At 57.4% G+C, this 11267-nt stretch carries 9 protein-coding genes; 5 read left to right on the top strand and 4 right to left on the bottom strand.

Translation table 11 applies throughout. The annotated features are described in order from the left end of the window. The first annotated feature begins 92 nt into the window (after window positions 1–92). From MCHT01_RS25860 to MCHT01_RS23675, 5 genes are all read left to right on the top strand, one after another. Window positions 93–794, top strand: coding sequence for a class I SAM-dependent DNA methyltransferase (locus MCHT01_RS25860; protein ID WP_084453285.1), 702 nt, complete (start codon window positions 93–95; stop codon window positions 792–794). A 43-nt stretch (window positions 795–837) separates the two neighbouring features. Continuing rightward, window positions 838–1722, top strand: coding sequence for a PT domain-containing protein (locus MCHT01_RS26495; RefSeq protein WP_148661689.1), 885 nt, complete (start codon window positions 838–840; stop codon window positions 1720–1722). 115 nt (window positions 1723–1837) lie between these two features. Further along, window positions 1838–3823: a ParB N-terminal domain-containing protein gene (locus MCHT01_RS25855; protein ID WP_084453284.1), complete on the top strand. Its 1986-nt coding sequence runs from the start codon at window positions 1838–1840 to the stop codon at window positions 3821–3823. Then, a complete protein-coding gene (locus tag MCHT01_RS26490) occupies window positions 3813–4997 on the top strand; it encodes a hypothetical protein (protein ID WP_148661688.1) in 1185 nt (394 codons plus the stop codon). The genes MCHT01_RS25855 and MCHT01_RS26490 overlap by 11 nt, the downstream gene beginning before the upstream one ends. A gap of 62 nt (window positions 4998–5059) precedes the next feature. Then, entirely contained in the window at window positions 5060–5872 is an 813-nt protein-coding gene (locus tag MCHT01_RS23675) for a restriction endonuclease (RefSeq protein ID WP_067069635.1), read from the top strand. Window positions 5873–5899: 27 nt separating this feature from the next. Here the strand turns inward: MCHT01_RS23675 and dndE are convergent, their stop codons facing one another. From dndE to dndB, 4 genes are read right to left on the bottom strand one after another with little or no spacing between them, the layout of a single operon-like run. After that, entirely contained in the window at window positions 5900–6283 is a 384-nt protein-coding gene (dndE, locus tag MCHT01_RS23670) for a DNA sulfur modification protein DndE (protein WP_245643600.1), read from the bottom strand. Beyond that, complete coding sequence (gene dndD, locus MCHT01_RS23665) at window positions 6283–8265, bottom strand: DNA sulfur modification protein DndD (RefSeq protein ID WP_067069629.1); 1983 nt, start codon at window positions 8263–8265, stop codon at window positions 6283–6285. Before dndD ends, dndE begins: the two co-directional genes overlap by 1 nt. A gap of 3 nt (window positions 8266–8268) precedes the next feature. Continuing rightward, entirely contained in the window at window positions 8269–9720 is a 1452-nt protein-coding gene (gene dndC, locus MCHT01_RS23660) for a DNA phosphorothioation system sulfurtransferase DndC (protein ID WP_067069626.1), read from the bottom strand. After that, entirely contained in the window at window positions 9717–10847 is a 1131-nt protein-coding gene (dndB, locus tag MCHT01_RS23655; RefSeq protein WP_084453283.1) for a DNA sulfur modification protein DndB, read from the bottom strand. The genes dndC and dndB overlap by 4 nt, the downstream gene beginning before the upstream one ends. Window positions 10848–11267: the final 420 nt, after the last annotated feature.

The raw sequence follows: 11267 nt of genomic DNA, 5'->3' as shown, positions 1-11267 counted from the left end.
GCCACATATCTGATGGCTCGCGTGGTGAGCTACCAAGCAGGCAAGATGCTTGCAACTAATGCCCTGCTCCGGGGCCTATAGCTGGAGGTAGGATGAGCACGCACTTTGACACTGCGAGATTTGGTTCGATGACGTCATCGCGGATGCTGACCAGTAAACCCCATGGCATGTCGGCGGCGGCGGCTGCGTCTGATATCGGCACGATGCGCTATTACGATGAGCATGCCACAAGCTATGCTGAAGCAACGCGCGCGCAGCCGCTACATCCAACCTTCGACAGCTTTGTTAAGAGGCTCAAGATGCATGGTGGCCCAGTACTTGACCTCGGGTGCGGCGCGGGGCGCGATCTACGAGCGCTCTCGCAGCGTGGCCTATCTGCGGTCGGTTTTGATGCGTCGCGGCCTCTTTTGGAACTCGCTACAGAATTCTCCGGTTGCCCCGTAATCCAAGGGGATCTTCGCGCGATTCCCTTTGAGAACGAGATGTTCGGTGGAGTTTGGGCGTCAGCCTCATTGCTGCATTTGCAGCGGGGCGACATTCCTAATGTGCTTCTGGAGGTCCTACGAATACTGCAGGTCGGTGGCTATTTCTTTAGCTCCATCAAAACTGGCGAAGGCGAAGGGCCAGATTCAAGTGCGCGCTGGTTTACATACTTCCATCCAAATGAATGGATTTCCCTTGTCCGCGAAGCAGGATTTGAAGTTATTGAATCACAGGCCTCGCGACAAAACATAGGAACGCTGGGGTCGCAGGCGCCCGTGGCTTGGTTCGATTGCACAGCGCGAAAGCCTTAATATTAGCTCAAATATCGAGCTCCACAATTCTATGGTTGAATTCATGAGCCGTCCTCGCTGGCTTTTAGCCTGCGCGTTGGTTGGCACCAGTGCAATAGCATTCGCACAGACACTGACGCAGCAGCCAGACGCTGCATCCACCCCTCAGCCTACGACTGCCCCTGCAAGTCAGCCGACGGCGATTCCAATTGCGGTGCATGTCGATTCGATAGCTCCAATAAAAATCGAACCATCTGGCACTGCTTCGTGGTGGGCAACCTATGGCCCGTTCGTTGGAAGCCTATTGTCGAGCATAGTTGCGCTCGGCGGCGTCTACTGGAGCCTTAAGATCGCGCGCGACAATACCGCAACAGTCACAGAAGGCGCCAGGCAGTCGAGTGAAGCCGCGCTTTGGCAAAAAGCCAACGAAGCCGAGCTCAAAGACATCCAAGCAAAGCTCGACGGCTTCTACATGCCATTCTGGCTTCTCTCAAAGGCGAATCACCTGCTTGCGATGGACGTGAAGTCAAGGCAACCAAACGATTTCAGGCTCTTGATTAAGCTATTTGATAAGAGTTGGAAAGACTCATTATCTCCTGGGGATCGTAAACTCGTAGAGTTGATTTGCAACAACGCAGAAGAGTTAAGGGCTCTCATCGCTTCAAAGTCAGGACTTGTTGGCGGCGACGTACTCGAGTATCTCAGTCGGGCGAGCGTACATTTCAGAGTGTTGCATCAAGTTTACAAGAATGAGCTGGGTGACGACCCGTCTCGCTTCAAGAAATACGTGTATCCACGACAACTCGATGATGTTCTGTCGCGGGAAATCAATCGACTCAATGCACGGATGCAGGAACTGCGGGAGAAGCCTGGAGTGCGTCCACCAGCACCGCCGCCATTGGTCATCCCCGATAACCTGAAGCTTCCTAAGTGGGAGGACGCGGCGTAGACCCGATCACTGTTCGGCGGCGTCTCATCTCGACTGCGGCGATCCGTTTTGGTTCCTTAGTGCATTTGGCTCTGCTGTCGCGGCGGATCCCTTCAATATTAATTACAGGATCTGTATGTCCAAGATTCCGGGTGTAAAAAAGCTTGTGAAATTCACGAAAGAAGTTCGTGGATCATTCGGTCGCTTCAAGACTGATCATAGTCATCAAATTTATTTCTTGAGCACAAGCGTCCCAGTCAATCAAGTTGGAGAGCTTTCGACTGCCGGTGAAATATTTAGCTCTGAGAAAATCAAGTTCGAAGAATTAATTCAACGCGACATTGACTATCGACGTGTGCAAAAGATCGCGAACGATTATTTGAGCAAAGGTGCAGGAAGGGTAATCTTTTTCCCGCCTCTATTGGCCTGCGTCGTGCTTGTAGAAGACGACGGATCGCTCAGAAAGCAATATTCCACAGTGGAGTCGAAACGGATTGAGAATGCCGATTTTGGTTCGCTATTGCAAACGACGTGGGACGGTGACGGATTTCAGTTGGATTTGCCGGAGGCAGATCCAGACTCCTCCGAGCGCTCCATCGATTGGGACGGCGGACCAAAGCACTTCCATGAGTTTGCGGCAACACTAAGACTCAATCCGAAAAGGGCGAAGCTTGTGGTCTTAGATGGGCAGCATCGTTTAGAAGCGATACGGTTGCTGCAGAAAAATTCTGAGCAGCAGCAGATCATCGCCGGGCTGGAAATACCCATATGTGTAATCTGGGCTCCGGAAGCTAGCCTCGCCGCGGGAAACGACGAGAACATGGCGCACGATTTCCGTGAGCTCTTTGTTCGAGTTAACTCTGAGCCAAGAAAAGTCAGTGGGCACTTCATCACTCTCCTAAAAGACGACTCCTATTCGGCAATGTCCTTGCGACAGCTCGCGGATCGGTGGAAGGCAGATGACGAACCTGGGAAATGGAGCCGTTTACATCTTTTGGAGTGGAATACCAGGGAGGACGAAAGAGTAGACGTCCGCACCCGCGACTTTTCAGTGACAACTGTCTCAATCGTTGCCAAAGTTTTGGAAGAGCATTTGTTCTCTGCTGGCGCTGCGTCAGAGTTGTTAAATCTCGATCAGAGCGCTACGAAGTTTGAACAGATTGACCCAGAATTTTCATGGGACGGGATTGTCGACGCGACTCAAATGTCCGCCGTCGACGCCATCGTCAAAGAGCACATCGAAACCTATTTGGTGTCCGCTCTGGATACGCTATTTCGCAAGGCGCCCCCGTATGCAAAACTTGAAGCAGCGTTGGGCGATGCATTCGCGCGATTGCAAGCAAAGGTTGCAGAGAACAACAGCTCCTTCATTGGACTGAAGGCACTACTCAAGTCATACATCTATCGAGAAGAGGAGATGTTTGAGGCTAGCGCGCGTGCCGCATTTGTCGATTTCAAAAGTTGGATCAAGACGGATCCCAATGATCGAATCTACTTCTTCTCGGTCTTTCAACAAGCGCTGATCCGATTCTGGATTCGCCTTGCAGCAATCTTGAAGCCCCATGGAGTAAGTGCCGACGCTTCAGCGGTCATCGCGATAGCCGCCCTTGAGAAGCTGGTATTCGTCGAGAAGGCCCGCTATCTGAGCGCGGAGAGAAGGTACACGCGCCGGACGCTGTGGCGGAACGAGAATGTTAACTTCACGTCGTCGTGGGCGAAAACCGCCTGGAGCGACTTGGTGGGTGCCTCACTTCTGCATAAGGATGTCCGAGCAGAGATTCTCAGGCTACTAGAGTTGAACCACGGGGTGGATGCCGACGACAGTGCAGATGTTGATGCCAAGCTGAGTCAGGCCGGTTATGCACTTGTTGGCCGTTATAGTGCAAAACTGAATGATGAGCTTGTAAAGGAAACTCGACAGGCACTGCAGGATTTCTTCGGCGAGGAGAAAGCGGCTCAGTTGCGTGCACTGAACTCGTCGGGGAAAGACTCCGACAAGAAGGAGTTTGAGGCACAGATTAAGAAGAAGGCGGAAGCTCGTCACGAGGAGGCGCTCAAAGAACTGGCGGATCAGCTAAAGATGAAGACCACCGATCTCCTGTTGACTGCTGATGCCAGTTAAGTTGTGGAGCGCCGGAGAGAAGATCGAATCTTCTGATACGCCGATCTTCTTTAGATCAGTGGATCAGGCTGCTGCTGTCGCCTCAATTATTGCGAGCGGCCATATGCCAGCAGCATATTCCGTTGCGCCCAATGGCGAAAAGTTCGTGGACTTCTTTTTGCCTTATGTGCTGTGGCGGCAGGGAGCAAGTTTTCGTGAGTTTATGTCGGCCGATTACTCAGGAAGCTTGGTTCCCGTCAGGGACATCGTAGCTCTCTGCTTTCGAATATGTGCCAGCTTTGCCGAGTTCGCGACGGATCAAGCAATAGAAGCATGTAGCGAGTTGTCGTACTTGCTCGCGCACCTCCCGACATCTGCACGTGCGTTGGTCCCACCCAAGCTAGAGGTTGCCAACGCGATATTGCTTGAGCTTGCTATTAGCTGCCTCAAACCTATGGAGTACGGCTCACCGTTCATTCATATGGGCACCTCTGAGCAGAATAAGAGCTGGTGGAAGACTGCGCCGGCGCATCTGTCAAACTTAATTCGGCTTAGGAAGAGGCGGAATCTCGAGTTCGCGGGCACACAGGATGCGTTGAAGCCTGTGGATCAATGGATCCAGCAGATCCAAGGCCGGCTCGCACGCATGCAGGCATTGCCGCCCCAGGGCCCGGCGCGGGCGGAAGCAATTATCGAAGCCTCTGCATACTGCTGCGCCGTTGCTGAACGCCACTTGATGCGCGCGCATCACGGTTTGGCTGTTCTGCACCTGCACCGTGCATTTGACCTAATGCTGTTCGCGGTTTGCGATCAAGCGGGGGTGATCGATCATACCTTTCATGGCGGACGCTATGCCGCTTCCTATGTGCCATCCAACGGCGGAAACAAAATTACGCTGATGAATTCGTTGGATGCGTCTAAGGGGCTTGTTGCGCCGAGCCCGGCGCGCGAGAACGCCGTCAGAGAGCTGAACGATTGGAGAAACCTGCTGCTGCAGACACATTACATGACTGCGATGGATGATGCAAAGGCCCGGGAACTTTTCGTTCATGTCCGGCCGCATCTGGAAGCGCTAGGCGGTAATCAATGGGCATCGGCGTGCGATAGCTATGTTAAAGGTGTTCAGCTCACTTTGGCGGATTTGCTGGATGTGGACGGAGCGTTGTCCACCGGCGTTCAAGAAGTTATTTACTGATCCAGTCCGGGCTTGAAGAAGGCCGGATGGCAGCGTTCGATAAAAATTGAGGGAGATTCTCGATGACGATCGTCGAGGCAATCAAACAAGTGATGCATGATGCGGCGCGTCCGCTGACCGCGCGCGAGGCGTTTACCGCGATCGTCGACAGGTCGCTGTATGAGTTTCACGCGAAGGATCCGCTGCATGTCGTGTCCATGCAGATTCGACGGCACTGCGCCGGGATCGACTTTCCGAGCGCGGTGCCAAACAAGCATTTCCAACAGCACGGAGATGATCGTTACTCACCGCTTCCAGAAGTCTTGCGGAGCAAACGCGCCAGCAAACGCAACATTTCGCATGCGGAAACCATGCCTTTAATCGAGGCGACTGCCGGCAGTGCGCTGTCTACGTTGGAGGATGAGTTATGGGCATTGCAGGCAAAGTATCTGCAGCTGTTTGAGGCCCACATGCTGCGTGAGCTCAAGCTGCTTAGCCCAATGGGTTTTGAAGCGTTCGCCCGCGATCTGCTTCAGGCCTATGGCTTCAAGGACATGAAGGTGACCTCTGTTTCCAGGGATGGGGGAATAGATGGTCACGGAAAACTCAAGGTTGGCCTGGCTGATCTCAACGTCTCCTTTCAGTGCAAGCGTTGGGCAAACGGCAATATCCAGCGGCCGGAGATTGACAAGTTTCGGGGCGCCAGCCAGGGCAAGTATGAGCAAGGCATGTTCTTCACCACTGCCTCGTTCTCAAAAGGGGCAATCGGCGCGACCACGCAATCAGGCGCCATCCCCATCGTGATGATTGACGGCCCTCAGATCGTTCGGATGATGGTGGAAAAGAAGTTCCGCGTCGAGTCGAATGTCATGGAAATCCCCGCGTTCGCCCTTTGACATTCAGGAGTTATGCGGCACAGCAACCTACGTGCTGACTCCTGCTTGAATAGATTTCGCCATCTCGACCAGCAAGTCGTCCTCTCTGCGGCTGGCTAAGTAGGACAAGCCCCTGTGCACATGGAGCTGAAAGGCACGCTTAACAGCGTCCTCGGTGATCCGCTTGCCTTCGGCAAGCAGGCGCACTACGAGGAGGTTGTAATACAGCGCGTCCTGGCCGCCGGTGAGAGTGCGCCAGTCGATCTCGATGCCGCCGCCAAAACTGAAGGTTTCGTCAGGCGGCATGGAAGGGTTGGCCAAGGACAGGCATAACGCATGGCGGCAAAGCGCGTTGTTGTGCTCAATGCCGGTCCGGCGCTTGAGCGTGCTCAACTGGACCTTGGCCGCAGCGGTGAGTTTGATGCGCTCCATTATTGGGGCTCCGTCGCCTGGGCTGCATGGATCGACGTCCGTCCGGCGGCATCGTCGTAGTCCAGCACGTATTCTGCATTGGTGAAAGGCTTGAGCGCTTCGTAGGCAGAGCCGTCCACTTCCTGGTCGGTGGACAGCACCACGACTTGGTGCGAAACGGTGGCGAAGAATCGCTTAATGAGCGCAGAGCGATGCTGCTGGTCGAGTCGCGCCAGTGGGGTGTCAACCACGACCGGGAAGCGACCCTTGCGCTCCTTGATCAAGGCGCTGAGCACGGAGATCGCAAGTAGTTGCCGCTCGCCCGCGGACAGTCGGTCCATCGGCAGCTCTTGATGCTTCCCATCCTCGATGAAGACCCGATAGGTCTTTGGGTCCACCACGACCTTGGCGATCAAGTTGCGCTTGCGCAAGAGGTTGCGGAACTCGGTGGTGATCATGTCGGATAACCAGTGCGCCTTCGAAGCGAGTAGTCGATCCTTGAAGATCGCCAGGGCTCGACGAGCCCGGCCAGAGGCATCCAGTCCCTTGGCCTCCAATGAACGGTCCCGGAACTGCGTGCGCAGACGTTCTTGAGCGGCGTTGAGTCGGATCTTGGTGTGCGCCAGGTTGCTCTGCGCCTCTTCTAGGCGCTCCGTGATGCCGGCGAGCCGGGCGTCGGCGAGCGATGCTGCTTTGGACTTGTCCTGGAGCGACTTAAGGATCTCGCCAATCTGCTCTTCTGCGGGGATCTGCCCGATGCGTTGTTCGGCCTTGTCCAGCGCTCCTTGGGCGCTCTGGAGCCGCGACAGCTCGCCTCGCAATCGTTCCGATGCGTCTTCCAACTGTCGCTCGGCCTCTTTCGGCGGAGCATCCTGCAGAGGCGGCACGGTCGTTGAGCGCGCTTTTGTGTACGCCTGCAGATCGTCCGCGAGCGCTTTGCGCAGCGCTTCGACCGCGGCCCTGGGGGCGGCCTCAGAGATCGCGGCGATCACGCGCTGATCACGCTTCTTGAACTCCTGCCCTAGCAGTTTAGAGTGGCGAGCGTGCTGATCCTGCTCCCAGGCCTCACGGTACTGGCCCCATTGCTTGACCAGCCATGCAACTGGAAGCACCGGGTCGGACATGATCTCCGCGAGGGTCGATCTAGCCGAATCCACGCGCTCCTTGCCTGCGACGACGGCGTTGCGGATCACCGCCGCCTGCTCATAGGCGGTCAAGCCACGGCGCTGCGCCTCCGCGGTGAACTTGTCGAGGGTCAATTGCGCTCGCTCGGCCTCATTCCTGGCGCCCGCTTGCTCTTGCGTCAACCCCTGCACCTTCTCCTCAAGTGCTTGGACCTGCGCTTCCCATTCGGTCACGCTGCTGCGGACCGACTCGAACTCGGCCGAGCTGTCCCTGTTCTTGAGCGCCGCGCGGCGCTCCAGCGCCTTCAGGTCGTTGCCCAGAGCGTCAATGCCGCCGATGCCCAGAAACACCTCGGTGGCTTGCCGTAGCAAGGCGGGCAGCCTCTCCGGATTGGCTAAGGCTTCGATCTTTTCGCCGTCGAACAGGAAGAGCTGCACGAGCTCGGCAGGCAGGATCGATCCGATAAATTCGTCCCAGGTCTGAGAGAAGTCCAGATCCTTGCTGCCGCTCTCGAAGATGTCGAGCGCTTCCGTCAGGCCCTCGGATTTGCGATGCCACTCTCGTCGCACCTCCAGTTGTCGCAGGACACCGCCCACCTCGACAGTGACGCTGATCTCCACCGCCGCATTGCCCACGGCGTCCTTCCGCTGCAGTCCCAGCAGCAACTGCTCATACTCAGCGCGCTTCAGCCCGTCCAGCGCCTTCTGTCCATACAGCCCGATCTGCAGCGCGGTCAGCAGGGTCGTCTTGCCGCTGCCGTTGAGAGCCTTCACCAGGACAACGGGTCGCGCGCCGGTTGTCGAGAGGTCCAGTGTCTGCCGTTCCCGAAAAGGTCCCAGATTCTCTACAGAGAGACTCGTTATTGTTATTTTTGCCATGAATCACGCAATCAACGTCGACGCGTCCGGTGCGTCTCCATCTTGTTCCTTGACCGCAGAGCTCGACAGTGCGAACTCCAGGGCCTCGCCTTCGTTGCGGAAGGCATAGTGTTGAAGGACGCTCTCCAGCTGATCCAGGTGCTTGGATCGCTTGTGTGTTTCCATTGACTGAAACTGCACCGCGAGCAGGCTGCGCGTGAGCTTGTAGAGCTCGTCCGCCGCTTCGGGGTCGACCTCTGATGCAACCGCTTCGAGCAGCCCCAGATCCGTCGCATCCAGCGGCGACTGCTCGAGCTCTCGGCCGGGGTAGGGCGCTCCGAAGACGTCGGCGTAGATGCGGGGCACGATGTCCTCGATTTCGCCTTTCTCTTCCACCCAGATGCGTCGGATCTCGTCGAGCTCGTCGATGGATATGAGCTCGATCAGCTGCGTGCCCTGCGCCTGATCCGCGCCGCGAACAAGTCGTTGGGTGAGCAGCAGCTCACGCAGGAGCTGCGCGCGACGCGACTGGTTGTAGGGACCATGCACCAGCTCTCCATGGAAGACCGTCAAGCGACCGTTCATCCGGCGGAAATCGCGTACGTCTCGATCTTCAACGGCCAGATGCTTGTTGCGGAAGTCCAGGATCGGCTGCATCCATTGCTTCTGCTCGTCGTTCTGGATCATGGCCTGCATGGACTTGTCCTGCGCGACCATGGTGCAGACATAGCAGCCGAAACGGCTGTCGCCACAGCTGGCAGTCGAGGTGTCCACCACGATTGGGCACTCGGCATCGGGCGTGGCGCCGCGATAGATGCCGAACAGCTCCTGGTTGTCGATGCCCCAGGGGTTCGGGTGGGTGATCAGGTACTCCCACACATCGTCGCTAGTCCAGCTCTCGATCGGAGGATAGACCCAGACCCGCGACAAGCGCGGGTCCTTGTTCTTGCTGAGGCGCGCGCGCGTGCTTTCCTTGTACTGCTCCATTACTTTGTCACGCGCCTGACTCTCGCCGCGGCGCTGGCCGAGGACGAGGATGGCTTCGCCGTTGTTCTCGGACAGTTCTTGGATGAACTTGGTTGACGCGCTGATCTTCAACCGATCGGTGCACCACCGGAACTTGGGGCGAGGGGCCGGATAGCCTTTGCCGATCAGATTCACCCAGAACCGGTTCTCCATGGCAGGCACCAGCCGATGTGCCGTGATGGGCAGGCCCTGCTCTCTCGCGGAGATGCCGATTCGCATGAGCGACGTCTCCACCCATGCGGCGATCACCGGGTTCTCCACCAGCGTGTCCGTGCTGATGACATGGACGGGTTTGCTCCGCTGCTCCGGTGTGAGGGAGGACAGGGCCATCCACAACAGTTGCAGGGACGCGGTCGAATCCTTGCCGCCGCTGTAACCGACGATCCAGGGGATCGAGTCTTGCTGGTACAGGTCGCGAATCTCAGCGACGATTTGCTCGGGGGTACTCATGGTTTGCTCTTGTTACTCTTCGCTCCGCGGCTGGGCGCGCGGGCGACCTGCCAGGCCGCTTCGGCGGTGCGTTCATCCGCGGTCAAGTCGAGACCCAGCACGCGCTTGATCTCGTTGCATGTCAGTGTGATGTTCTGGCTGGACTTGGCCATGGCGCCACCCACCATCGCCCGGCCTTCCCAGGTACTCGCGTTATGTCGCGACCAGTCGACGCCACGCAGGCGCTTAATGCGGCGTTGCCGCTCTGCGGCGGACAGTTTATAGAGCGCGCGGCCGGCGCGGCCCAGCGACTGCAGCACGATGGCATGCGAGTGGATGAAGTCGCGGCGGACCTCGCCCGACGTCATCTTCGACTCTCGCACGTACGTCCACTCGGGGATTTGTTCGCCTACGAGCTCCCAAAATTCCAGGCATTTCTTGCTAGCCGAGCCGAAATTTTCCAGCTCCTTGTCGGGCAGTAGCTCCGACGTCGCGAAGTTCACGGCACTGAGCGTGAACAGCTTGCGGGATCGGGGTGACAAGGACGAGCGCTCGGTCTCGATCAAGTTCTTGAACACGGACGACGTTAGGCTTAGATGGCGCGCCAGGCTGGCTGCGGCGCTGCGATGGTCGTACAGGACCCCGAGCGATGCCGAAGGCTTGACGGCATGACGGTTAAGGTCCGCGAACATCTGCTGGCAGCGCTCCAGCCCGCGATCCAGGAAGAACACGACCGCGATAGTCTCGTCACCGAGCTCCGGTGCAGCCTCCAGCGCCTGGACGATGGCCGCCCTCCGGTGCTGGCCATCGTTGACGATGAACTTCGAGATCATCGACACGGAAAGGGAGCCCATGCGGAAATTGGCCGGGCCCTCCAGGCCGACCGGATCGAAGCGGATCTCACCATCGATGGACACGGTGATGGCAGAGAAGGTGTAGCTCGCCTTGTTGTCGAGGACGTACCGGGCGATGTCGGGAACCCGGGCCCGGTTGAGGGTCCGTTGGGCGCGCAGCTCGGGAACCAGCTCCTCTTCGTCGAAGGTGAATAGCCGCGTCAACAGGCGAAGCGGGCACATCGAGACGTAGTACTCACGCCCCGCCTGCACACCCCGAATCGCAGGGAAGACATAGGAAAAGTTCTCGGCCATACACGTCTCATTCTAGCCTGTTTGTGTTATTGCAAACAAACGTATGTTCAAGCAAGGCGAATGATTGTGTGACGCGGCTTCGGGACGTTTCGGCCGAAGAGCCGGTTCGCGTGCCGCAGACACCGTCTTTCGATTCCGTTGATCAATGCGGCTCGCTCGGGCTGCTTGGGCCGTCGTGCCCAGCTAAGGGCAGACAGCTCCAAATTCAGCGAGAACCGACAGGCGCTCTCGCGCAGCTCGCCGACTTCCGGAAAGTTCAGAGATGAACGAACAAAGTTCAAAGATGAACGGTTTTCGACAGCCGCCGCCGGTCGCCAGCGCCCATGCGTTCCCGCACTTGACCCCTTCCGACGACGTGTATTACTGTATGCATACACGTCGTCAGCATCGCCTGGCGACGCCGACGCGAACGACGGAGGC

The sequence above is a fragment of the Mitsuaria chitosanitabida ATCC BAA-476 = NBRC 102408 genome (assembly GCF_001598255.1).
Taxonomy (GTDB): domain Bacteria; phylum Pseudomonadota; class Gammaproteobacteria; order Burkholderiales; family Burkholderiaceae_C; genus Roseateles; species Roseateles chitosanitabidus.
The sequence above is the reverse complement of the archived record's forward strand: the minus strand, read 5'-3'. Positions and strand labels throughout refer to the sequence as shown.

Coding starts and splice junctions, on each gene's coding strand:
- dndE (WP_245643600.1), bottom strand. CDS start 6,283: ATGGAGCGCATCAAACTCACCGCTGCGGCCAAGGTCCAGTTGAGCACG.
- dndC (WP_067069626.1), bottom strand. CDS start 9,720: ATGAGTACCCCCGAGCAAATCGTCGCTGAGATTCGCGACCTGTACCAG.
- dndD (WP_067069629.1), bottom strand. CDS start 8,265: ATGGCAAAAATAACAATAACGAGTCTCTCTGTAGAGAATCTGGGACCT.
- dndB (WP_084453283.1), bottom strand. CDS start 10,847: ATGGCCGAGAACTTTTCCTATGTCTTCCCTGCGATTCGGGGTGTGCAG.
- MCHT01_RS25860 (WP_084453285.1), top strand. CDS start 93: ATGAGCACGCACTTTGACACTGCGAGATTTGGTTCGATGACGTCATCG.
- MCHT01_RS26490 (WP_148661688.1), top strand. CDS start 3,813: ATGCCAGTTAAGTTGTGGAGCGCCGGAGAGAAGATCGAATCTTCTGAT.
- MCHT01_RS26495 (WP_148661689.1), top strand. CDS start 838: ATGAGCCGTCCTCGCTGGCTTTTAGCCTGCGCGTTGGTTGGCACCAGT.
- MCHT01_RS25855 (WP_084453284.1), top strand. CDS start 1,838: ATGTCCAAGATTCCGGGTGTAAAAAAGCTTGTGAAATTCACGAAAGAA.
- MCHT01_RS23675 (WP_067069635.1), top strand. CDS start 5,060: ATGACGATCGTCGAGGCAATCAAACAAGTGATGCATGATGCGGCGCGT.